Consider the following 23,541-nt stretch of genomic DNA (forward strand, 5'->3'; position numbering starts at 1 on the left):
GCCCCTCACACCGTCCGCGCACGCCTTCCTTCGATCGGATAGGCCGGGTCATTATAGCCCGGCGTCGAGGGATGCCCCGAGGTGACCAGGCGATCGATCAGCGCTTCGTCCTCTGCGGTGAAGCGATAATCGAGCGCGCGGATGTAGTCGTCCCATTGTTTCTCGGTGCGCGGGCCGGCGATCACCGAGGTGACGAAGGCCGAGTTGAGCACCCAGGCGACTGCGAACTGGCCGGCGGAGATGCCTTTCTTCTCCGCGTGTTGCTTGATCTCCTGCGCGAGCTTGAGCGATTCGGGGCGCCATTCGGTCTGCATCATGCGGGTGTCGTTGCGGCCAGCGCGCGTCTCCTTGTCGGGCGGAGCGTCGGGGCTGTACTTGCCGGTGAGCACGCCGCGCGCCAGCGGGCTATAGGGCACGACGCCGAGGCCGTAATAGCCGCAGGCCGGGAAATGCTCGACCTCCGGCATGCGGTTCATCGCGTTGTAATAGGGCTGGCTCACCACGGGCCGGTCGATGCCGAGCCGGTCGCAGATGTTGCAGATCTCGGCGAGACGCCAGGCGCGATAGTTCGAGACCCCGAAATAGCGCACCTTGCCTGATCGGATCAGGTCGCCGATGGCGCGCACCGTTTCTTCGAGCGGCGTCGTGTGGTCTTCCTTGTGCAGATAGTAGATATCGATGAAATCGGTGCCGAGGCGCCTCAAGCTTTCATCGGCCGCCTGCAACACCCAGCGCCGCGACAGCCCGCCGCGATTGGGATCATCGCCCATGGGATTGGCGAGCTTTGTGGCGAGCACCCAGGCGTGACGGTTGTCGGCCATTGCGCGGCCGACCACCTCCTCTGAGCCGCCCTTGGAATACGCGTCCGCGGTGTCGATGAAGTTGATGCCCGCCTCGCGCGCTTTCACGATGATCTTTGCGGATTCCGCTTCACTGGTGGGGCCGCCGAACATCATGGTCCCCAGGCAGATCGGCGAAACCTTCAGGCCACTGCGGCCGAGCTGGCGGTATTGCATGGGCTATCCTCGATGCTTTTTGCGGGCGGCAGCATAGCCACCTCACTTCGTCATTGCGAGCGCAGCGAAGCAATCCAGCTATTCGCCCGCGGCGGGAGGTCTGGATTGCTTCGTCGCTGCGCTGCTCGCAATGACGGACGACTGCGGAGGGAGACCTACTGCGGCCCCTTCAAGATCTTGAACACACCATTCGCCATCACGATGCAGCGGTCGTCGACGGTGACTTCGGTGCTCATGAAGATGAGGCTGCGGGTCGAGCGCACCAGGCGTGGGCGCGAGATCAGGATGTCGCCGATCTTCCCGGCCTCGACGAAATGGGTATCGAGCTGCACCGTGGCCATGTACTGCTTGCCGGTGACGTAGCGCGCGGTCATGCCGCAAGTGCGGTCGGCGAAGGTCATCGTCACGCCGCCCTGCACCATGCCGCGGCGGTTGTGATGTTTGTCCTGCGTGATCAGCGCGTACTCATATTGGCCGTCGACCTGGCGCTCCCACAGGGGACCGATCAGGTGCATGAAGCCGGTGGTTTCGACAATGGTCCAGCCGTCGTGCTTGAGTCTTGCGGCGGCCTTGTCGATCATGTCCGGGTCCGTCCGTGAAAGCGGGCATATGAAGCTCATTTCATCAAGCGCGCTCCTGGTGTAGTCAAGCATGATGAGACCGTTCGACGATGCCACGCGGTGGAATATCGCCGGCGCCTGCGCGGCGTTTGCGCGCCTGCCCCACAGTGACGCACCGTCGGCGCTGAAGCGCGCTGCAGTCGCCATTACACTGACGGCGGAAGGCGAGCGCGACACGTCGTTGCTGCTCACCTTGCGTGCGTCACACCTGCGCGCCCATCGCGGGCAATGGGCCTTGCCCGGCGGCCGCTGCGATGCCGGCGAAACGCCGGTCGCGGCGGCGCTGCGCGAGCTCGACGAGGAACTCGGACTGAAGCTCGCCGCAGACGCGGTGCTTGGCCTCCTGGACGATTATCCGACCCGCTCCGGCTATCTGATCACGCCCGTCGTGATTTGGGCCGCCGACGGCGAGACAATCGTGCCGAACCCGGAGGAGGTCGCCTCCGTGCATCGCATCGCGCTTGACGCGATCGAGCGCGAGGACGCCTTCGACTTCGTCGCCATCCCCGAAAGCGCGCGGCGCGTGATCCGCTTCCACCACGAAGGCAACCTGATCCACGCCCCGACCGCGGCCCTGATCTACCAGTTCCGTGAGGTGCTGGCAGGCCGCGCGACCCGCGTCGCCGAGTTGGAACAGCCCGTGTTCGCCTGGAAATGACCTTAGAAGTAAACGGCATTTTAACCTGACAGTCATGCGGCGCTTGCTACAAGAGCGCCATGCATCACCAACCGATTCGGCGCGCTCTGACGCTTGAGACCCTTGCGCTTGCACCGCTTGCGCTCGTCCTCTTCGCGTCGCCTGCGCCCGCACGCGACTCCTCCGCACTGCCGCCGGCCGTCAGCAACGCGATGGCGCAGGCTTCGCCGGCAGCCATCCTCGAGTATCGCCGCCGCCTGCAGGAGTATCAGGAGGCGCGCGCCGCCTTCGATGCCGAGGCCGGCGCCTATTGGGGCCAGATCGCGGAGAAGCGCCGCACCCGCAATGCCAAGCGGCGCAGCGGGCAGCAGGTCACGCTCGACGATTACGTGCTGGAGCAGCCGCCGCTCTACACCGGCCCGAAGCGGCCGGTGAATCCGGAGCCCACCGAAGAGCCGGAGCCGCGCCCGCGCAAGCCGATCCCGGTCGTCGCCGATCTCCTGCGCGCGGCGCAGGATCTCTACCAGTTCACGCCGCAGCGGCCGGGCGCCGAAGTCGAGTTCAAGCGCGCCTATGCCCGCTATGCGCTTGCGTCCGGCCTGACGCGCGAGCAGGCGGTGCGGGTCTATTCGTTCGAGACCGGCGGCACCGGCAATTACGACGTGCAATCGGGAATTGAACATGGTGGCACGCGCGCGATCTCGACCGCGGTCGGCTACAACCAGTTGCTGACCACCAATAGCGTCGAGCTGCTGGCCGAGCAGGGCCATGAATTCATCCGTGCGCTCAGCGAGAAGGTGGCGCGGACCTCCGGGCCGGCTCGGAACGCGCTGGAGCACAAGCTCAGCGTACTGAAGCGCATGGTGGCGCAGGCGAAGTCGGTGCCGGATACCTGGTCGGAACATGAGAAGATCGGCGACACCGCACAGGGCTGGGCGATGCACGCCATGGTGCTCGATATCGACGTCGGGCCCATGCTCCAGACCCACAAGCTCTTGACCTCGGTGCTGTTCGCGCGCGCCAAGGGCTATGCCCGCCCGCTCACCGCCGCGGAGCTCGAGATGATGAATCTCACCGGCGACGGCACCGGCCTTGACATGGTGACGATGCCGCACGCCATGCGCGAGCAGGTGCCGACCTCGAACTTCTTCCAGCGTGGCGGCTACGAGCGCAACCCGGTCGCGATCCGCCACAATACGGTAGCGAAGCTGCTGGCAGTCACCGATGCGCGGATGGATAGCAACAGCAGCAATGCCGGCGCGAAGGAATTGGCCGGAGCGTTTTGAAGGGTGACGGTCGCCGGCCGCCGCGAGCCGGGCTCCAGAGCCGCCAGCACAGATTACCGCGGAGGGCGGCTGGCGCGGTGGCCAGATGCCAGAAGCCGCGTTGTAATTTGCCGATTCGGGGATAAGATTCAGGCAAGGAATCCGGTTGAACGTTGCCGGGGCGACGCTCATGTCTTGTCGAAGCCTCCTTTGCCTGATCCTCCTGGTCCTGTCCGTTCATTTCAGCTCGGCTAGCGCCGAAAGGCGCGTGGCGCTTGTCGTTGGAAACTCGGCGTACCAGAACGTCGGCAGCCTCGATAATCCGGCGAACGACGCGTCATTGATGGCTGAAACGCTGAGAGGACTCGGCTTCACATTGGTCGGTGACGGCGCGCAGCTCAATCTAGACAAGGCGGCGCTCGATGCCGCCGTGCAACGGTTCGGACGGCAGCTGCAATCCGCGGAAGTCGGGCTCTTCTATTATGCCGGACACGGCGTTCAGGTGCGTGGTTCGAATTATCTCGTTCCGGTGAACGCAAACCCGACGCGCGAGGCCGATGTCGACTTCCAGATGGTCGACATCAATGTCGTGCTGAACCAGATGCAGGGCTCAGGCACGCGTCTCAATCTGGTGATCTTGGATGCGTGCCGGAACAATCCGTTCGGTGGGCGAGGGCTTCGCGCTTCGGGAGGTGGTCTCGCGCAGATCCGTGCTCCGGAAGGATCATTGATTTCCTACGCGACGCAGCCGGGCAATGTTGCGCAGGACGGTGACGACGGGCACAGCCCCTACACAAGCGCGCTTGCAACCACGATCCGTCGCAGTGGCCTCGACATCTTCCAGACGTTCAACGAGGTGGGGCTGGCCGTGAAGCGGGCGACCGGTGGCGCACAGCAGCCCTGGGTCTCCTCGTCTCCGATCGATGGAAACTTCTACTTCGTGAGCCCACCCGCGACATCGGCTCCGTCGTCCGTGCCCCAGCAGGAAGCGCGGCTTTCCGAGCCGACCGACCCGTTGCGGCGCGATCTTCAGACCGAATGCGACCGTCTTGCTGCCAGCCCCCTGGATGCCCAACGGCCGCGCGGAATCGAGGGCATCGAACTTGGTCACATCGACATTGTGCCGGCCCTTGCGGCCTGTGATGCTGCGATGCGCGACTACCCGGACGTCGTCCGTTTTGCCTATCAGGCGGGTCGCATTGCCTGGCTGCAGAAGGATTTCGGGCGCGCCCGCGATCTCTTTGAAGGGGCAGCCAACAGGGGGAGTGTGGCCAGCGCGAATAATCTGGGCGCGCTCTACTACGAGGGAAACGGTGTTTCCAAGGACTATGCGCTTGCGCGTGGCTGGTTCGAGAAGGCCGCAAGCAGCGGCTTCCCGCGTGCGATGGCCAATCTGGGCAGGCTGTACCAATACGGTCAGGGCGCGCCGGTGGATCTGGTCGAGGCCCGCAAATGGTATCAGAAAGCTGCCGCGGCAAATGATGCGACAGGCCTCAACGCCCTCGGCTATCTCTATGACAAGGGTATAGGCGTCCCCAGGGACGTCACGCAGGCGCGTCGATGGTACGACAAGGCTGCGGCGGAAGGGTCGGCCTGGGCTCTGGTCAACATAGGCAACCAGTACCGCGACGGGCAGGGCGTCCCTCAGGATTTTGCTGAAGCGCGCAAATGGTACGAGAAGGCTGCAAATGCCGCCGAGCCCAACGCGATGGGCTTCAACAATATCGGTGCGATGTATTTCAACGGCCAGGGAACGGCCAAGGATCCCGTTGAAGCCAGCAAATGGTACGAGAAGGCGGCGGCCCTGGGTCTGCCGCTCGCGATGACCAACCTCGGTTACCTCTACCGGGACGGAAACGGCGTGCCCAAGGAATTGGGCGAGGCACGAAATTGGTTCGAGAAAGCAGCGGCTGCCGGCGATGCGACCGGAACGAATGCGCTCGGCTATCTCTATGAAAGAGGGATCGGTGTCGCGGTCGACTACGTCGAGGCGCGGAAATGGTATGAGAAGGCGGCGGCACTGGGCAACGCCAATGCGATGACCAATCTTGGCAACCAGTATCGCGACGGACACGGCGTTCAGATTGATTTCGGAGAAGCTCGCAAATGGTACGAGAAGGCCGCGAATGCGCCTGAGCCCAACGCGACCGCTCTCAACAATCTCGGCGTGCTGTATTTCAACGGCCAGGGAACGGCCAAGGATTTCGCCGAGGCCCGCAAATGGTACGCGAAAGCGGCTGCGCTCAACCTGCCGATTGCGATGGCGAATCTCGGCTACCTCTATCGGGACGGAAACGGCGTGACCAAGGATCTGGGCGAATCACGAAAGTGGTTCGAGAAAGCGGCGGCGGCGGGCGATCCGTCGGGAATGGCTGGGCTGGGCTATCTCCATGAGAAGGGACTGGGTGTCGCCGTCGACTATGACGAGGCGCGCAAATGGTTTGAGAAGGCGGCAGACCTGGGCAGCGGCAGCGCGATGGCCAATCTCGGCGATCTCTACCGCGAAGGGCATGGAGTTACAAAGGACCTTGGCGAGGCCCGCAAATGGTACGAGAAGGCCGCGGCTGCAGGACGGACCTATGCGATGGTCAATCTCGGGATGATGTACCAAAACGGCCTCGGCGTTTCCAAAGATCCCGCGCAAGCTCGCAAGTGGTTCGAAATGGCCGTCGCCGCAGGCGACGAGTCGGCAAAAGCATCGCTGAAAAAGCTGAACGCTGACGGGCGAGAGTAGCCGTCGTGCCCCGCTTTTGCATTCGCGGGTCATGGCTCCGAATATATGGCGCCGGCCTCGCCGGCTACCGATCCGGGCCGAACTTGAACCGCCCGTCGCTCTCGAGGTACGGGCCGGTGCGCATGTAGAGCTGGCCGTTCTGGCCGATGAAGAACAGCGTGCCCCGCGGCACCTTCTTCGCGCCCTTCAGGAGGTCGCCGGCGTTGCTGGTGCCCATCTTGTACGAGAAGGTCTTGCCTTCCCGGTCATAGGCATAACCCATGTCGGGCTTCAGCTCCCACGGCGTCGCGGCGGTCTGCGCGACCGCCGGCGCGGCGAGCGCCCCAAACATCGCCACGGCCATCAAGGCGTTCGTTGGAAATCCAGTCATCCTCATCCTCCCCATAACCACTTGGTCGCCGTTCCGAACAAATCACGAACGGTCTTTGCCGGTCAATACGTGCCTCGATCGTCAACGCACCACGTCCCGTCCAACGGGTCATCGTACCCAATCACATCCTGCCCTGCAGTTTGTGATTTTCCCTTCGTCCCCTCGCGACTATGTTCCGCTTTCCGTCTAGAACGCAATTCGACAAAGAGATTGGGTAGGGATGATTCGAATGAACCATGTCATAAAAATTTGCTTGTCCGCCGGATTGCTGGTGATGCTCGCGCCCGTTGCCCATGCCGACGATTACCAGCTCAGCCACAACCAGCGGATTTCCTGCAGCCGCGGCCTTGCCCCGGGCAAGCTGAACACCGCGACCTGCAAGTCCTACACCTATCTCTTCAACACCAAGACCTCGGAATATTTCCGTTGCCAAGTCTCGCTGGCACTGACCCGCGACAACAAGGAAGTGATCAACGTGCAGACCGACGGCGGCTGCACCAAGAAACCGCGTGTCTTCGAGACCGACGGCCACTATGATTTTGATGCGACCGAGACAGAGCCGCCGAACACCAACTCGTTCTTCGGCCCCGGCGGCTATTCGGTCTGGGCCGCCGACGTGACCACACAGAAGGTCCGCGGCTGCATCATCATCTCCTCCGGCCTCGGCTCCGACATCTCCAAATGCCTGGACATGACGTTCCAGTGACGGTGCGCTCCCTCCCCCGCTTGCGGGGGAGGGTTGGGGAGAGGATGTCTCAACAATGGGACAATCCCCAAGAGGGGATGGCCCTCCACCCGGCGCTTTGCGCCGACCTCTCCCGCAAGCGGGAGAGGTTAAATCGAGCCCAACGGCACGAGTGACAGACCCTCACGCGAGCTCGCTCACATCTGCTGCGCCATGTCGACGCACCTTCCGAAGTTCCCTTAAATTCCTGTCGAAACGGCTGTTTCGCGCAGCCCTGTTTTGCCTTTTGGATGGGTTGACCCGCTCCCCTCGTCCGGCCAATTTCGTGGCCGGTTTGGGGAGAGAAAAATCATGAAATTGAAGTTGATCGGCGCAGCCTCGGCTCTTGCTCTGGTGGCGTCGGTGTCGTGTGCGCAGGCACAATCGTTCATCAACGTGCTGACCGGTGGTACCTCCGGCGTCTACTATCCGCTCGGGGTCGCGATCGGAAAAATCTACAGCGACAGGATTCCGAACGTGAAGACGCAGGTGCAGGCCACCAAGGCGTCGGTCGAGAATCTCATCCTCTTGCAGCAGGGCCGCGGCGAGCTGGCGTTCACGCTCGGCGATTCCCTCAAGGCGGCTTGGGACGGCGAGGAGGAGGCCGGCTTCAAGACCAAGCTCGACAAGCTCCGCACCATCGGCGCGATCTACCCGAACTACATCCAGATCGTGGCGACCGCCGAGAGCGGCATCAAGACCGTGGCCGACCTCAAGGGCAAGAGCCTCTCGGTCGGCGCACCGAAATCCGGCACCGAGCTCAACTCGCGCGCGATCCTCGCCGCAGCCGGCATGAGCTACAAGGACCTCGGCAAGGTGGAATATCTACCCTTCGCCGAATCCGTCGACCTCATGAAGAACCGCCAGCTCAATGCGACGCTGCAATCGGCGGGCCTTGGCGTTGCCTCGCTCAAGGACCTCTCGACCTCGAGCCCGATCACGGTGGTTGCCGTGCCAAAGGAGACCATCGATAAGATTGGCCCGCCTTTCATCTCCGCCGTGATCCCCGCGAACACCTACACGGGTCAGGACAAGGACGTGCCCACGGCGGCGGTGGTGAACTATCTCGTCACGAGCTCGGCGGTCTCCGATGATCTCGCCTATCAGATGACCAAGCTGATCTACGAGTCCTTGCCGGAACTCGCCAACGCGCATGTCGCCGGCAAGGAGATCAAGCTCGAGACGGCCGCCACTGGCAGCCCGGTTCCACTACATCCCGGGGCGATCCGCTATTACAAGGAAAAGGGACTGATCAAGTAAGTGGCGCAGTCTGCTGTCGGGCTTCACGGCCGTGCAAAAGCGCGAAGCGCGTCTTCACGCCAATGCCCCGGCCGTCCACGCTCTGCGGCTGGCGAGAAAGATCGTGGATGCCCGGGACAAGCCCGGGCATGATGGTTTGGAGATGCTGCTCCAATGCTATAAGCCCTGCTAGGGCTGGGGACGAGTTGGATGCTGGAAAAGGCAGAGGGCGCAGAGGCGCCCATCAAGGTCGAATTCGACAATTTCGAGCATGGCTTTCCGGAAGGGTTCGGACCGGGCTGGTGGGGTCATCTCGCCTACTGGATCGGCATCGCGTTTGCGGCCTTCCAGCTCTACGTCGCCGCTTTCAACTATTTGCCGAGCCAGGTGGTGCGCGGCGTCCATGTCGGCTTCCTCCTGCTGCTGACGTTCGGTCTGATCGGCAACTTCACCGCCAGGAGCGACGTCGGCCGCGCGATCGGCTGGCTGATCGGCGGCGCCGGGTTCTTGTGCGGTCTGTATCAATGGATCTTCTATGCCGATCTGATCGCGCGCGACGGCGATCCGACGCGGGTCGATCTCGTCGTCGGCACGCTTCTCGCGGTGCTGATCTTCGAGGGCACACGGCGGCTGATGGGCGCGGCGCTGCCGTTGATGTGCGGCGCGTGTCTCATCTACTGGTTCTTCGGACAGTACCTGCCGTCGCCGCTCAACCATCGCGGCTATGACTTCGACCAGATCGTCACGCATCTGTCCTTCGGCACCGAAGGCTTTTACGGCGTTCCGATCTACGTGTCGGCGACCTACATCTTCCTGTTCATCCTGTTCGGCTCGTTCCTGGAGCGCGCCGGCATGATCCAGCTCTTCACCGACGTATCGCTCGGCCTGTTCGGCCGCACCCGCGGCGGCCCGGCGAAGGTGGCGGTGTTCGCTTCGGGCATGATGGGCACGATCTCGGGCTCAGGTGTTGCCAATGTCGTGACCGTTGGCCAGTTCACGATTCCGCTGATGATCAAGTTCGGTTATCGCCGCGCCTTCGCCGCTGGCGTTGAGGCCACCGCGTCGATGGGCGGACAAATCATGCCGCCGGTGATGGGCGCGGTCGCCTTCATCATGGCGGAGACGCTCGGCGTGCAATACTCGGAGATCGTCAAAGCGGCGGCAATTCCGGCGGTGCTCTATTTCGCCTCCGCCTTCTGGATGGTGCATCTGGAAGCCGGCAAGCATGGGCTCACCGGCATGAAACGCGGGGAGATCCCGAGCGCCTGGAAGGCGTTGGTGACGCGCTGGTATCTCGTGCTGCCGCTCGCAGCGCTCGTCTACATGCTGTTCGAAGGCTTCACGCCACTCTATGCCGGCAGCATGGGCCTGGCACTGACCGTGACGCTGATCCTGGGGGCCAGCATCACGGCGGGAGCGTCGGCAATGGTGATCCGCTACATCTTCTGGATCGGGCTTGCGCTGGTCGTCGCCGCGCTGTCGCGCGACGGCCTCCAGATCGTGCCGGTCTTATGTGTCGTCGCCGGGCTGATCGTGATCGCCGCGTTCGTCCGTGGCGGGCTTGCTGCCTTGCGCGCCTGCCGCGATGCGCTGGCCGAAAGCGCAAAATCCGCCATCACCGTCGGCATGGCCTGCGCCATCGTCGGCGTCATCATCGGCATGATGTCACAGACCGGCGTCGGCACCATCTTCGGCGGCTGGGTGATCGGACTTGGGGAGAAGAGCCTGTTTCTGGCGCTGATCATGACCATGCTGCTGTCGATCCTGCTCGGCACCGGCATTCCCACGATCCCGACCTACATCATCACCGCTGCACTCGCCGCCCCAGCGCTGGCAAAGCTCGGCGTGCCTCTGATCGCGAGCCACATGTTCGCGTTCTATTACGGTATCATGGCCGACCTCTCGCCGCCGGTCGCGCTCGCCGCGCTTGCCGCAGCGCCGATCGCGAAGGAAAATCCCGACAAGATCGGCTGGGAGGCGATGCGTATCGCGCTCGCCGGCTACGTCATCCCCTTCATCTTCGTCTACTCGCCCGCCCTGACGCTCCAGGCCGGCGATCCCATGGCCGCAAAGCTCGGCTTCTACGGCGCGGTGGCGCTCGCGACCTTCAAGGCACTGGTGGCGATCGGCCTGTTCGGCATGGTCGCGATCGGCTTTTTGTTCACACGGCTCAGCTTGCTCGAACGCGCGCTCGCGCTCGGCGCCGCGCTCTGCCTGCTCGGTGAATTCATCTTCAGCGACACCATCGGCTTCGTTCTGACGGCGGTGATCGTGCTCTGGCAATGGCGGCAGCGCCCGCCGGCTGCGGTCGAGGCGGTGTGAGCCTCTGCCTCGCATCAGCGGGAGCCGTGAAGGCGCTGGCGCTCACGGCCTTCACGCTCGTGTGGACGCATTCGATCGAGAAGGTCGACTGGCAGGAAGACTGGCGCGTCTCGCCGGCCGGCCTCGAGCTCGTGCAGGCGCGCGTCAAAGGCTCCGGCGCCGGCATGGAGCCGCCACCCGAGGCGCGGCTGGTGGACGGCTGGTTTCAATGGCGGCCGAAGCGGGCGCCGATGCAAGAGGTCGTGCTCGGCAATTCCGGCGCGGCGGGCGAGTGGCGGTTGTGCAGCGAGGGAAAATGCCGGACCTTGTCGGAGATTTTCGGTCATCCGATCGGTGCTGGTGTCACCACGATGAAGGTCTGCAACAATCCGTAGCCCGGCTGGAGCGAAGCGCAATCCAGGATTTTCTCCAGGATTGAGCTGCGCTCCATCGGGGCTACAATGACAACAACAAGGGAGACACGCGATGGATCGGCTCAAGGGCAAGGTTGCGATGGTGGTCGGCGCCGGCTCGATCGGCCCGGGCTGGGGCAACGGCAAGGCGACCGCGGTGACCTTTGCGCGCGAGGGCGCGTCGGTATTCTGCGTCGACCGCAACGCTACCGCTGCCGAGGAAACCGCGAAGATCATCACGAGCGAGGGCGGCAAGGCGGTCGCTTTCACCGCCGACGTTGCGCGCGCGAGCGACATCGAGGCGATGGTCGAGGCGTGCCTCAAGGCCTATGGCCGCATCGACGTGCTCGACAACAATGTCGGCATCGCCGAGATGGGCAGCGTGGTCGAGGTGGCCGAGGAGAGCTGGGACCGCGTCTTCACCGTCAACCTCAAGAGCGCCTATCTCACCATGAAGCAGGTGATTCCGGTGATGGCAAAGCAGGGCGGCGGCTCGATCATCAACATCTCGTCGATAGCCTCGATCCGCCACATGGGCCTTTCCTACGTCACCTACGGCACTTCGAAGGCCGCGATGAACATGATGACGCGCACCACGGCAGTCGAATTCGCGCGCCACCATGTCCGTGTCAACGCGATCCTGCCCGGCCTGATGAAGACGCCGATGGTCGAGCATTCCGCGGGGCTCGCCGCCAGCTATGCCAAGGGCGATGTGGAGGCGATGTGGCGCGCCCGCGACGCCCAGGTGCCGATGGGCCACATGGGCGACGCCTGGGACGTCGCCAACGCCGCGCTGTTTTTGGCTTCCGACGAGTCGAAATACGTGACCGGCATCGAGCTCATCGTCGACGGCGGTATCACCTGCAAGTCGGGGGCGTAGGCCGCGCGCATCATCCCCCCGCACTCAGCTCCGCACGATCGAGCTCTTCCTCGAGCTTGTGAAATGCGTCGTCGCCGATCACCTCGGTGGCGCGCAGGTCGAAGATGGTCTTGCGGGCCGCGTCGATGGCGCGGCGGCGCAAGGGATCGGCGGGCAGCTCGCCGCTGGCGACGCCGCCGTCGGGATCGCTCTCGGCCTGCATCAGGATGGCACGATATTCGAGCCTCAGGATTTCCGCCTCCTCCGACGGATCGCTCTCGATCGCATCGAGCGCAGCGCGATAGGCAATCGCCCGCCCGCGCGCGACCTCCGCGCCGACGGGATCGTCGTCCTTGAGGCCGAAGGCGAGGATCAGCGGCCGCAGTGTCAGGCCCTGGATGACCAGTGATCCCAGCACCACCGCAAAAGCGATGAAGACGATGAAGTCGCGATAGGGAAAGTTTTCCGGCAAGGCAAAGGCGGTGGCGAGCGTGACGAGGCCGCGCATGCCGCACCAGGAGATGATCAGGCCACCTTTCGGCGAGGCGACGGCCTTCGGATCCTTTGGGTGATAGATCCCGTGCGCGATCAGCGCGCGCAGCGTCGTGCGGTAGAAGGTCACCCAGGCAAGCCGCACCAGCATCACGGTGAGCAGGATCCAGCCGGCCGCCACGCAGTACTCCCAGCGCACGTCCTCGTTCAGTCGCGACCAGATCGGCCGCATCTGCATGCCGATCAGCATGAAGGCGAGCACGTTGAGCACGAACACCATCGTCTCCCACACCGCGTAGGACGGCACGCGCAGCCGTGCCGGAACGCGGGCAGGTGCCGTGCGCGCGATCGTGATGGCGTAGACGACGATGGTGAGGATGCCGGAGAGGCCGAGATGCTCGGCGGCGATCCAGACCATGAAGGTGGTGGCGAATTGCACGATGATCGCGCTCGGCGCTTCCGTCACCCGCTCCATGAACAGTGGGAAGATGCGGGCTGCGAGAAATCCAGCGATGACGCTGCCGACGAGGGCCAGCGCAATCGTCGGCGCGACCGCGCTCCATTTCAGGTGCTGCATGGCGACCGCACCGACCGCGATGCGATAGATGAGCAGCGAGCTTGCGTCGTTGAGGAGGCTTTCGCCTTCCAAGACCTTCACCATGCGATAGGGCAGCCGCACCTGGCTGAGGATCGCGACTGCGGCCGCGGCGTCCGGCGGAGCCACGATCGCGCCGAGCGCGACCGCGGCGGCCCAGGGCATGTCCGGGATCAGCCGGTGCGCGACAAATGCGACGCCAGCCGTGGTCAGGCCGACCGCCGCGACGACCAGCGTCGAGACGGGAACCCAGTTGTTGCGAAGATCGCGCAGCGAGGTATCGTAGGCGGCATCGAGCAGCACCGGTGCGACAAAAAGCGCCAAAGCCAGATCGGGCTCGAGCGTCCAGGTCGGGCTGTCCGGCACGAAGGCGATCGCGGCGCCGCCGATGGCGAGAAAGGTCGGGTAGGGGACCTTGATCCGCCGCGCCAGCGCCGATAAGGCAACGGCGCCGAGCAGAAGTGCGATGATCCATTCGAAGGTCGACACGAGATATCCTTAGAACCGTCAGCGATACGATGCGATAGGCCAAGGCGCGATGAGATTGGATGAATCGGCGTCGCGCGCTTTAGTGTTTGAGCATGATCTCATCGCGCGGGAGAACCGCTTCACACTTTTCCGGATCATGCTCTAGCATCAATCCGGCTGTATAGTGGAGAGCGCCTCCACGACGCGAGAATTTCCGACTGTAACGACGATGCGCCGATCCATTCTGATTCCGAGCCTCTGCGCTGCCATGATCCTGTACGTGCTGCCGGCTCATCGAGGCCGGGCCGCGACCGGCGGCGAGCCGGCTGCTGTCGGGCAAGTCGACGTCGCGCCGTGCCTCGCCGCAAGCGCGGCGGACGATGTCGAGAAGGCGACATCCGTCTGCGCTGACGTGATCGACAACGAGAAGACCGGCAAGCCTGATCTGGTCAAGGCGCTGGTCGCGCGCGGTGCGCTGTTTGCACGGCACGACCAGATCGATCGCGCCATCGCCGATTACAGCCGCGCGCTTTTGTTCGATCCCTCGCTTGCCGACATCTTCAACGCGCGCGGCGAGCTCTGGCTGAGGAAGGGCGACCGGCCCAAGGCGGTGCAGGATTTTGGCGCGGCGCTGCGGATCAATCCCAGCCACGAGAAGGCCAGGGCCAACCACAAGGCGATGGCGCAGGAGCTCGAGCGCCTCGGCGCCCAGATGGCGGTCGCCGGCAAGCCGAGCTTCATCTGCGCGCGCGCCCGCCGCGCCGTGGAGAAGGCGATCTGCGCCAGTCCCGAGCTTGCCGATCTCGACCGCGAGATTTTCGCCGCCAACGCGCGCGTCCTGCACGAGGCCCGTAGCCCTGCGGAAGCCAAGACTCTCCAGCGTGAGCAGGACGACTTCATCGCCCGCCGCAGCGCCGAATTCGGCCGGCCGGGATATGATCTGAAGAAGGCGATGAAGGATCGCTTGCAGCGGTTGAACGGGGTGGATGGGTATTGATGGCGGTGTCGTTCACCTCGCCCCGCTTGCAGGGAGAGGTCGGATCGCATCGCCAGATGCAATCCGGGTGAGGGGGACTCTCCGCGAGGCCAACTGTTACCACCCCCGTGGAGACTCCCCCTCACCCCAACCCTCTCCCCGCAAGCGGGGCGAGGGAGGGCCAGGCCAATCCGCCCCTAACACCGACTCGAAGCTTGAACCTGTCTCGGCGCGACTGCGACAACGGAGAAAGCCGTCCTCACGGAGCCATCACCATGTGCGGTCCGCAGCATTCTGCGCCACTTCCGTTCCTTGCCAGATCCGTGCTGCTGGGCGTCAGCCTTTCGCTCGGCCTCGCCCTTGCTGCTGGCCCCGCCGCGGCGGGCGGCGCCTTGGTCGATTGCGTGCTCGGCAGCAAGGAGCCCATTCCGCTCCTCATCGCGGCCTGCACCACGATCATCGATCAGACCGCAAATGCGGCCCTCGACCGCGCCGCGGCGCTGGTGGTGCGCGCCGATGCCAATGCGAAAACCTCCGGCGGCTTGTCGGACGCCCTGAAGGATCTCGACCGAGCCATCGCGCTCGATGGCCGGAACGCCCGCGCCTTTCGCCTGCGCGGCGATCTCCTGCGCGAGGCCGGCGGCGATCTCAACCGCGCCGCCGCGGACCTCAGCAGGGCGATCGAGCTCGATCCGCAGGATGCCGAAGCTTACGAGCTGCGCGGCGTGGTCTACACCCATCAGCGCCGGCTCGACCGCGCCATTGCCGATTACGACCAGGCGATCAAGCTGAGGCCCGACTATGCCCAGGCCTGGTCCGACCGCGGCGCGACCCATTATCTCGGCGGCGACCACGAGAAGGCGATCCGCGATCTCAGCGAGGCGCTTCGGCTCGATCCGAACCGGGCGCGCAGCTACACCAATCGCGGCGCGGCCTACAGGAAGCTCGGCCAACTTGACAAGTCCATCGCCGACGACAGTGAAGCGATCCGGATCGATCCCAAGGTACCAGAATATTACGACAATCGCGGGCTGTCCTATGCCGACATGCGCGAGTACGACAAGGCGATCGCCGACTACGACCAGGCGCTCAAGCTGGAGCAGCGGCCGAACTTTTTCACCAACCGTGGCGATTCCTACCAGTTCAAGGGCGAACTCGGCACTGCGCTCGGCGACTACGAGGCCGCGCTGAAGCTCGACCCGAAGTTCGCGCTCGCCTACAACAACCGCGGCGTGCTCTACGAGAAGATGGGAGAGCGCGCGAAAGCGCTGGCCGATTACGAGACGGTGCTGCGGCTCGATCCCGGCAACGACAGCGCGACCAGAGGCCGCCGCCTCATGATGGCGGAGATCGCCAAGTTCGGCGGCACGCCGGTACGCCCGCTGAATGCGCCCGATCATGCCGGCCCGTCCTTCGATTGCGCCACCGCCAAGCGCGAGGTCGAGAAGGTGATCTGCGCCGACCCGCAGCTCGGCGTGCTCGACCGACAGATCGCTGGCACCTATGCGCGCCTGCTGAAATCGTCGAGCGGCCGCACCGCCGCCGATCTCCGCCGCACCCAGCGCGATTTTTTGAGTGCCCGCAACACGAGTTTCGGCCGGCCGGGCTACGATCTGAAGAAGGCCATGCAGGAGCGTTTGCAGCGGCTGAACGGGTTGGACAGCTAGCTCCTTCCGCATTTTCATCTGCGTTCCCTCCCCCCTCGCGGGGCAGGGCCAGGGAGGAGTAGCCACAAACGCCGGACTGTACCCCTCTCCCCCGAAAGGCAGGCCGCAGCTCACCTCAATCGCTTCTTCGCGAGCGAATCGTCGCTTCGCCGAAAGACCCATCCTTTTCGGCTTGAACCGCAGCCCGTTCCTGGGAAAATATCCGCCAAACAGCGCGTGCAATTGACCCTGATCATGGCGGAACGGCATTTTCGCCGTCAGGTCAAAGGCCGCGAATAAGAGCAAACGGGAGCCGGGTATGAACCTCCAAGGAAGCCTCGAAGGCAAGAGCCGATATCATGAGGTCCATGCGCGCTCGCTGGCCGATCCCGAAGGCTTCTGGGCCGAGGCCGCCAAGGAGATCGACTGGATCGAGCCGGCGAAGAAGATTTTCGACCCCGCTCAGGGCACCTATGGCTGCTGGTTCGCCGGTGCCGTCGTCAACACCTGCTACAACGCGCTCGACCGCCACGTCGAACGCGGCCGCGCCGACCAGCTCGCGCTGATCCATGATTCCCCGCTGACCAACGGCATCACCAGGTTTACCTACGCCGAACTTCTCAAAGAGGTGCAGGCGCTCGGCGCGGTCATGCAGGATTTCGGCGTTGCGAAGGGCGACCGCGTCCTCCTTTATATGCCGATGGTGCCGGAGGCGGTGGTCGCCATGCTCGCCTGTGCGCGCATCGGCGCGGTGCACTCGGTCGTGTTCGGCGGCTTTGCTGCCAAGGAGCTCGCCACCCGCATCGACGACGCGCAGCCGAAACTGATCCTCTCCGCAAGCTGCGGCATCGAGCCCGGCCGCATCGTGCAGTACAAGCCGCTGCTGGACGAGGCGATCAAGCTCGCGGCGGCGCAGCCGAAAGCCTGCATCATCCTGCAGCGTCCGCAGCACGTCTGCGAGCTGACTCCAAGCCGCGACTATGACTGGGCGAGCCTGCGCCGCAAGGCGCTGAACGACGGCAAGCGCGCGCCATGCGTGCCGGTCGCGGCCACCGATCCGCTGTACATCCTCTACACGTCGGGCACGACAGGCATTCCCAAGGGCGTGGTGCGCGACAACGGCGGGCATCTTGTCGCGGTGAAATGGTCGATGTTCAACCTCTACGGGGTCAAGCCGGGCGAGGTGTGGTGGTGCGGTTCCGACATCGGCTGGGTGGTCGGCCACAGCTACATCGTCTACGGCCCGCTGATCCATGGCGCGACCACGGTCATGTACGAGGGCAAGCCGGTCGGAACGCCCGACGCGGGTGCATTCTGGCGGGTGATAAGCGAACACAAGGCGGTGGCGCTGTTCACCGCGCCGACCGCGTTCCGCGCGATCCGGAAAGAAGATCCGGACGGAAAATTCATCCGGCAATATGACCTGTCGAAATTCCGCACGCTGTTCCTCGCCGGCGAGCGCGCCGATCCGCCGACGGTGGAATGGGCGGAAACGCAGTTGAAGGTGCCTGTCATCGACCACTGGTGGCAGACCGAGACCGGCTGGTGCATCGCCGGCAATCCGGTGGGCGTCGGCATGTTGCCGGTGAAGCACGGCTCGCCGACCGTGCCGATGCCGGGCTATCAGGTCGACGTGGTGGATGAGGCGGCCAAGCCCGTTGCCGCCAACACGATGGGCTCGATCGTCATCAAGCTGCCGATGCCGCCGGGCTGCCTGCCGACGCTTTGGAATCAGGACGCGCGTTTCAAGGAGGCCTATCTCACCGAATTCCCCGGCTACTACAAAACCTCCGATGCCGGCTACAAGGACGAGGACGGCTATGTCTGGGTCATGGGTCGTACCGACGACATCATCAACGTCGCCGGCCACAGGCTGTCGACCGGCGGCATGGAGGAGATTCTCGCTTCGCATCCGGATGTCGCCGAATGCGCCGTTCTCGGCGTCAAGGACGCGATCAAGGGCGAGGTGCCTTGCGGCTTCCTGGTGCTGAAGGCGGGCGTCAAGCGCGCGCCAGCCGACATCGAAAAGGAGATCATCGCGCTGGTGCGCGACAAGCTCGGCCCGGTCGCCGCCTTCAAGCTCGCCATCACCGTCGGCCGCCTGCCCAAGACGCGTTCCGGAAAAATTCTCCGCGGCACCATCAAGAAGATCGCCGATGGCGAGCCCTGGACCATGCCGGCCACCATCGAGGATCCCAAGGTGCTGGATGAAATCGGGGATGCGTTGAAGGGCAGGATGTGAGGCGAAGTGCGTCCTTGCTGAGTACGAGGCTGTCGCCTGATCTCCTTTGTCATCACGCGCGAAGGCGGGCGATATCGAGATTTACAACATGCCGCAGCATATTTGCGGACTTACATTTTCCTCATTCCGCGCTACAGAGTGCCGGTACATCGAGGACCCCTTATGCCCATCACGACCGCGTCGCGCCTTCTCACTGCCGTTCTGCTTGCGCTGGCCCTCGGCGCCTGCGCCGCGCGCAACCAGGCGCCGGTGGCGATGGGTAATGACGATGACGATGCCGTCTGCCAGAGCCGCGGCTATGCGCAAGGCTCGCCCGAGTACGTTGCCTGCCGCAAGGACCGCGATGTCCAGCGCAACGCTGCGATCGCCCGCGCCGACCGCCGCCAGCGCGATCTCGGCGAGTACATGCTGAACCATCCGGAGCGGCCATAGGTCGCCTCGTCCACCCACGGAGGCCGTCATGAACGAGGACAAGTTCAATACCAGCCTGCGTCAATTCCTGAAGCAAGTCGGCGTCACCTCGCAGCGTGAGATCGAGAAAGCCGTGCGCGATGCGATCGCATCAGGCAGGATCAAGGGCCACGCGAAGCTGAAGGCGAAGATGGTGTTGACGATCGACAGCCTCGGACTTAGCCATGAGGTGAAGGACGAGATCGAGCTCGGGTAAGCTTTAGTTGGACTTGGCAGATGCGGTCAGCACCCGCCCGCTCTCTGCACACCCGCGAAAGCGCGTGATCGAGTGCGCCATCGCGTATCACACAATGGCGGCGACCTCCGCATTGCAAAAACCGTGTTTGCCAGGTGAGGACTTGCGCGAACCTCTGATAGCCGCGCTCTGTCGACGGGCAAAACGCCCGGCCAGGTTTCGCGACCGGCATTTTTCGCGTCCATCGAAATTCCGATACTGCGTATCAAAGAGGCGAAGGCGCGCGAATGCGGCGGAGAGTCTGGATGATCACGACAGGATTTGCGGATGTATCGGGAGCTTCGTGAGGATCGGCCAGCGCAGCCCTGATACGGCGCGGCTTCTCCACGGAATTATGTATTACGGAAATTCATAGTTATCGTATTGATGCCGTCCCGGTCCTGAAACTGGAGCGGATGTCATGCGAGTATCGATCTATCGCCGTCACACCGAGGAGCCGCGTTCGCGCGGCGTGTCGAAGGGTGAGGCGGAGGGGGCCTTCATCCTTCGAGACCCGCGCTTCTCTGGATGACGTCCGACAGCGCTGGCAACGACGCTGTGTGCGGACGCGCTATGCCCTCCCAACGTCGTCGCGGCTTTTCGTCAGCACGACGGCGCAAGCTCGGTGCACGGCTTTCGCTCACGAGGATTCGTCGAGCTATCCGGCAGATGACAAAATAAAAACGCGGCGGATTGCTCCGCCGCGTTCAAATCGATTTCGGAGGAGGCAGTGAAGCCTACTCCTCGTCCTCCTGCTTCTTGCCGCCGAGCGTCTTCAGCTTGGCGAACACGGCGTCGACGTTGAGGTCGTCGCTGCTCTTCTCCGCCGGCTCGTATTCGTCCTTCTTCGTGGTCTCGGAGGCCGGCAGCAGGGTGGCGCCGCCATAGGCAGCGTCGACCGGTTTTTCCTTGGCTGCGCGTGCCACCTCGAAATCGAGCTCGATCTGCGAGCAGAGGCCGAGGGTGACGGGGTCGATCGGCGTCAGCGCCGAGGTGTTCCAATGGGTGCGGTCGCGCACGCTCGCGATCGTGCTCTTGGTCGTGCCGACCAGGCGCATGATCTGGGCGTCCTTCAATTCGGCGTGGTTACGCAGCAGCCAGAGGATGGCGCTCGGGCGCTCGTGGCGGCGCGAGACCGGGGTGTAGCGCGGCCCCTTGCGCTTGGGCTGGGGCGGCAGCACCACCTTGCTCTCCTGGAGGCGGAGCCGGTAGTCGGGGTTCTTCTCGCCCTTCTCGATCTCCTCGCGGGTCAACTGGCCGTTGGAGAGGGGATCCATGCCCTTGATGCCTTGGGCGGCGTCGCCGTCGGCGATCGCGCGCACCTCCAGCGGGTGCATCTTGGTGAAATCGGCAACCTGGTCGAAGGTCAGCGCCGTGTTGTCGAGCAGCCAGACGGCGGTCGCCTTGGGCATCAGAGGTGCGTTGCTCATGGCAAATCTCCTTTGTGCTTCGCCCACCCCTCTGGAGGCGAAACCGGTGGTCATCAGCGATGACGGGAATTAACGCCTATATAAGCCGTCATGGGGCAATTACGCAATGGTTCTGCTATAGATAGTGCCTTGACAGCGCCCGAAAGGGGGCCCAAGTCCGTGTAAAGTCCGAGCAGACCGTACCTAGGCCCTATTCCATCCATCGACCGCGCCCCGGCCTTTTGCCCGAGGGGTGATTCGGTCCCGAGATCGCTTCATGTCAGCCAAACCAGACCTCAAGATCGTGCTTTGTTCTCCCCGCGGCTTCTGCGCGGGCGTGGTGCGGGCCATCGACACCGTCGAACGTGCGCTCGATAAGTACGGCGCCCCGGTCTATGTTCGCCATGAGATTGTGCACAACAAGTATGTCGTCGATGGGTTGAAGAAGAAGGGCGCCATTTTCGTCGAGGAGCTGGCCGAAATCCCCGAAAATACCACCGCCCCGGTGGTGTTCTCGGCCCACGGCGTGCCAAAGTCGGTTCCAGCCGACGCGCAGTCGCGCAACCTGTTCTCGCTGGATGCGACCTGCCCGCTGGTGACCAAGGTTCATCGCGAGGCCGCGATCCATTTCAAGCGCGGCCGCGAGATCTTCCTGATCGGCCATTCCCATCACCCCGAGGTGGTCGGCACGCTTGGCCAGCTTCCGCCCGGTGCCGTGACCCTGATCGAGACCGCCGAGGATGCCAAGACCATCACGCCGAAGGACCCGAACAACCTCGCCTTCGTGACCCAGACTACGCTTTCGATCGATGACACCGCGGAGATCGTGGCGCTCTTGAAGGAGCGCTTTCCGAACATCAACGGGCCGCACAAGGAAGACATCTGCTACGCCACCACCAATCGCCAGCTCGCGGTGAAGAAGGTGGCGCCGGTGGTGGACGCGCTGATCGTGGTCGGCGCGCCGAACTCGTCGAACTCGCAGCGCCTGCGCGAGGTCGCCGAGCGCGAAGGCTGCAGGGTCGCCGTGCTGGCGCAGCGCGCCGCCGACATCGACTGGGACAAGTTCGGCAACATCGAGAGCCTCGGCATCACCGCAGGTGCATCCGCGCCCGAAGTGATCGTCGAGGAGATCATGGACGCTTTCGCCGAGCGCTACACGCTTCATGTCGAGACGGTCTCGGCCGCGGAAGAGAACGAGTTCTTCCCGCTGCCGCGCTCGGTGCGCCCCGAAGCCGCTGCCGAGTAGTCTTGTATGGCGGTCTACACCGACGTCGCCGCCGACGAGCTTGCGGATTACCTGAGCGAATATGATCTCGGCGAATTGCTCTCCTACAAGGGCATCGCCGAGGGCGTCGAGAATTCCAACTTCCTGCTGCACACCAGCAAGGGCTCGTTCATCCTCACGCTCTATGAGAAGCGCGTGGCGAAGAACGACCTGCCGTTCTTCCTCGCGCTGATGACGCATCTCGCCGAGCACGGTATCAACTGTCCCTTGCCGGTGAAGGCGAAGGACGGCAAGGCGCTGCACGAACTCGCGGGACGGCCTGCGGCGATCATCACCTTTCTCGAGGGCATTTGGCCGCGCAAGCCGAACGCCACGCATTGCGCGGGCGTCGGCGACGCGCTGGCGAAGATGCATCTGGCCGGCGCCAATTTCGCGGCTCGGCGCGACAACGCGCTCTCGGTGTCCGGCTGGCGGCCGTTGTTCGATTCGGCCGCCGCCCGCGCCGACGAGGTGCAGATTGGATTGCGTGCGTTCCTTGAAACCGAGCTCGACTATCTCTCGAGCGGTGTCTGGCCGAACAACCTGCCCGAGGGCGTGATCCACGCCGACCTGTTCAACGACAATGTCTTCTTCCTCGGCGACCAGCTCTCAGGGATTATCGACTTCACCTTCGCCTGCAACGACATGTTCGCCTATGACATCGCCATCTGTCTCAATGCCTGGTGCTTCGAGCCGGATCATTCCTTCAACGTCACCAAGGCGCGCGCCTTCCTCAATGCCTATGGGCGTGTGCGAAAGTTGACTGAGGCGGAGGAAGCCGCGCTACCACTGCTGGCGCGAGGTGCGGCGATCCGCTTCCTGCTGACACGGCTGGTCGACTGGCTCAACGTGCCGCCGGGCGCGCTGGTGCGCCCCAAGGACCCGCTCGAATACGTCCGCAAGCTACGCTTCCACCAGAGCGTTTCGAGCGTGCGCGACTATGGCCTCTTGCCCTCGGGACTAGTCGCGTGAGCGAGCTGCCCAATGTCATGATCTTCACGGATGGCGCGTGCTCGGGAAATCCCGGGCCCGGCGGCTGGGGCGCGATCCTGAGGTTTGGCGACAAGGAGAAAGAGCTGAACGGCGGCGAGCGCCACACCACCAACAACCAGATGGAGTTGATGGCGGCGATCTCGGCGCTGGAGGCGCTGAAGAAGCCCTGCACCGTCGATCTCTACACCGACAGTCAATATGTCCGGCAGGGCATCACCGGCTGGATCCATGGCTGGAAGCGCAATGGCTGGCGCACCGCCGACAAGAAGCCGGTGAAGAACGTCGAGCTCTGGCAGCGCCTCGACGCCGCGCTGAAGGCGCATGAGGTGCGCTGGCACTGGATCAAGGGTCACGCCGGCCACCCCGAAAACGAGCGCGCCGATCAACTCGCGCGCGACGGGATTGCGATGGCGAGGCTGCAGCAGCGGGTGAGGGAGTAGAGCGAGCCACGCGCCCCCGTCATCGTCGCAGAAGTCGCACACCCTCAGGCGTCATCGCCCGACTCGACCGGGCGATCCAGTACGCTGCGGCAGTCGTCGTGGATCTCGAAGCCTCTGGAATACTGGATGCCCCGCTTTCGCGGGGCATGACAG

The 23,541-nt window shown here is 64.0% G+C and carries 21 protein-coding genes and 1 pseudogene; 17 read left to right on the top strand and 5 right to left on the bottom strand.

Annotated elements, in window-relative coordinates; translation table 11 throughout:
* Positions 1-5: 5 nt before the first annotated feature.
* Entirely contained in the window at positions 6-1,016 is a 1,011-nt protein-coding gene (locus QA640_RS04155; protein ID WP_283039500.1) for an aldo/keto reductase, read from the bottom strand.
* A 155-nt stretch (positions 1,017-1,171) separates the two neighbouring features.
* A complete protein-coding gene (locus QA640_RS04160) occupies positions 1,172-1,597 on the bottom strand; it encodes a PaaI family thioesterase (protein ID WP_283039501.1) in 426 nt (141 codons plus the stop codon).
* 70 nt (positions 1,598-1,667) lie between these two features.
* Between QA640_RS04160 and QA640_RS04165 the strand changes: the two genes are divergently transcribed.
* The 4 genes and pseudogenes from QA640_RS04165 to QA640_RS04180 all read left to right on the top strand — a co-directional run bounded on the left by QA640_RS04165 (position 1,668) and on the right by QA640_RS04180 (position 6,272).
* Complete coding sequence (locus QA640_RS04165) at positions 1,668-2,294, top strand: CoA pyrophosphatase (RefSeq protein WP_283039502.1); 627 nt, start codon at positions 1,668-1,670, stop codon at positions 2,292-2,294.
* Between the two features lie 59 nt (positions 2,295-2,353).
* A complete protein-coding gene (locus QA640_RS04170; protein WP_283039503.1) occupies positions 2,354-3,559 on the top strand; it encodes a hypothetical protein in 1,206 nt (401 codons plus the stop codon).
* A 169-nt stretch (positions 3,560-3,728) separates the two neighbouring features.
* Positions 3,729-4,505, top strand: a pseudogene (locus QA640_RS04175) (caspase family protein); the annotation flags it as partial.
* 183 nt (positions 4,506-4,688) lie between these two features.
* The gene (locus tag QA640_RS04180; RefSeq protein WP_283043115.1) at positions 4,689-6,272 is read left to right on the top strand and encodes an SEL1-like repeat protein; all 1,584 of its coding nucleotides are present in this window, start codon (positions 4,689-4,691) and stop codon (positions 6,270-6,272) included.
* Between the two features lie 64 nt (positions 6,273-6,336).
* Here the strand turns inward: QA640_RS04180 and QA640_RS04185 are convergent, their stop codons facing one another.
* A complete protein-coding gene (locus tag QA640_RS04185; protein ID WP_283039504.1) occupies positions 6,337-6,642 on the bottom strand; it encodes a hypothetical protein in 306 nt (101 codons plus the stop codon).
* Positions 6,643-6,871: 229 nt separating this feature from the next.
* Between QA640_RS04185 and QA640_RS04190 the strand changes: the two genes are divergently transcribed.
* From QA640_RS04190 to QA640_RS04210, 5 genes are all read left to right on the top strand, one after another.
* Positions 6,872-7,348 carry a hypothetical protein gene (locus QA640_RS04190; RefSeq protein WP_283039505.1) on the top strand — a complete coding sequence of 159 codons (477 nt, stop codon included), beginning with the start codon at positions 6,872-6,874 and terminating at the stop codon, positions 7,346-7,348.
* Between the two features lie 330 nt (positions 7,349-7,678).
* Positions 7,679-8,626, top strand: a complete 948-nt coding sequence (locus QA640_RS04195) for a TAXI family TRAP transporter solute-binding subunit (RefSeq protein ID WP_283039506.1) — start codon at positions 7,679-7,681, stop codon at positions 8,624-8,626.
* Positions 8,627-8,815: 189 nt separating this feature from the next.
* Positions 8,816-10,927 carry a TRAP transporter permease gene (locus QA640_RS04200; RefSeq protein ID WP_283039507.1) on the top strand — a complete coding sequence of 704 codons (2,112 nt, stop codon included), beginning with the start codon at positions 8,816-8,818 and terminating at the stop codon, positions 10,925-10,927.
* Entirely contained in the window at positions 10,888-11,301 is a 414-nt protein-coding gene (locus QA640_RS04205) for a DUF1850 domain-containing protein (RefSeq protein ID WP_283039508.1), read from the top strand. Before QA640_RS04200 ends, QA640_RS04205 begins: the two co-directional genes overlap by 40 nt.
* 91 nt (positions 11,302-11,392) lie before the next feature.
* Complete coding sequence (locus QA640_RS04210; protein WP_283039509.1) at positions 11,393-12,199, top strand: glucose 1-dehydrogenase; 807 nt, start codon at positions 11,393-11,395, stop codon at positions 12,197-12,199.
* Positions 12,200-12,209: 10 nt separating this feature from the next.
* Here QA640_RS04210 and QA640_RS04215 read toward each other — a convergent pair whose 3' ends face one another.
* Entirely contained in the window at positions 12,210-13,754 is a 1,545-nt protein-coding gene (locus QA640_RS04215) for a sodium:proton antiporter (protein WP_283039510.1), read from the bottom strand.
* 247 nt (positions 13,755-14,001) lie between these two features.
* Here QA640_RS04215 and QA640_RS04220 point away from each other — a divergent pair, with 247 nt between their 5' ends.
* From QA640_RS04220 to QA640_RS04240, 5 genes are all read left to right on the top strand, one after another.
* Positions 14,002-14,730: a hypothetical protein gene (locus tag QA640_RS04220; RefSeq protein WP_283043116.1), complete on the top strand. Its 729-nt coding sequence runs from the start codon at positions 14,002-14,004 to the stop codon at positions 14,728-14,730.
* A gap of 254 nt (positions 14,731-14,984) precedes the next feature.
* The gene (locus QA640_RS04225) at positions 14,985-16,376 is read left to right on the top strand and encodes a tetratricopeptide repeat protein (RefSeq protein ID WP_283039511.1); all 1,392 of its coding nucleotides are present in this window, start codon (positions 14,985-14,987) and stop codon (positions 16,374-16,376) included.
* 298 nt (positions 16,377-16,674) lie between these two features.
* A complete protein-coding gene (locus QA640_RS04230) occupies positions 16,675-18,597 on the top strand; it encodes a propionyl-CoA synthetase (protein WP_283039512.1) in 1,923 nt (640 codons plus the stop codon).
* 162 nt (positions 18,598-18,759) lie between these two features.
* Positions 18,760-19,029: a hypothetical protein gene (locus QA640_RS04235; protein ID WP_283039513.1), complete on the top strand. Its 270-nt coding sequence runs from the start codon at positions 18,760-18,762 to the stop codon at positions 19,027-19,029.
* A 28-nt stretch (positions 19,030-19,057) separates the two neighbouring features.
* Positions 19,058-19,264 (top strand): DUF6494 family protein, encoded by a 207-nt coding sequence (locus tag QA640_RS04240; RefSeq protein WP_283039514.1) that lies wholly within the window; start codon positions 19,058-19,060, stop codon positions 19,262-19,264.
* 755 nt (positions 19,265-20,019) lie between these two features.
* Here QA640_RS04240 and QA640_RS04245 read toward each other — a convergent pair.
* The gene (locus tag QA640_RS04245) at positions 20,020-20,712 is read right to left on the bottom strand and encodes a cell cycle transcriptional regulator TrcR (protein ID WP_283039515.1); all 693 of its coding nucleotides are present in this window, start codon (positions 20,710-20,712) and stop codon (positions 20,020-20,022) included.
* Between the two features lie 256 nt (positions 20,713-20,968).
* On the opposite strand from QA640_RS04245, the gene ispH reads away from it, so the two are divergent.
* From ispH to rnhA, 3 genes are read left to right on the top strand one after another with little or no spacing between them, the layout of a single operon-like run.
* Positions 20,969-21,937, top strand: a complete 969-nt coding sequence (gene ispH, locus QA640_RS04250) for a 4-hydroxy-3-methylbut-2-enyl diphosphate reductase (protein ID WP_283039516.1) — start codon at positions 20,969-20,971, stop codon at positions 21,935-21,937.
* Between the two features lie 6 nt (positions 21,938-21,943).
* Positions 21,944-22,927 carry a homoserine kinase gene (locus tag QA640_RS04255; protein ID WP_283039517.1) on the top strand — a complete coding sequence of 328 codons (984 nt, stop codon included), beginning with the start codon at positions 21,944-21,946 and terminating at the stop codon, positions 22,925-22,927.
* Complete coding sequence (gene rnhA / locus QA640_RS04260; protein WP_283039518.1) at positions 22,924-23,388, top strand: ribonuclease HI; 465 nt, start codon at positions 22,924-22,926, stop codon at positions 23,386-23,388. The genes QA640_RS04255 and rnhA overlap by 4 nt, the downstream gene beginning before the upstream one ends.
* The last annotated feature ends 153 nt before the right edge of the window (positions 23,389-23,541 follow it).

Source organism: Bradyrhizobium sp. CB82 (assembly GCF_029714405.1).
GTDB lineage: Bacteria > Pseudomonadota > Alphaproteobacteria > Rhizobiales > Xanthobacteraceae > Bradyrhizobium.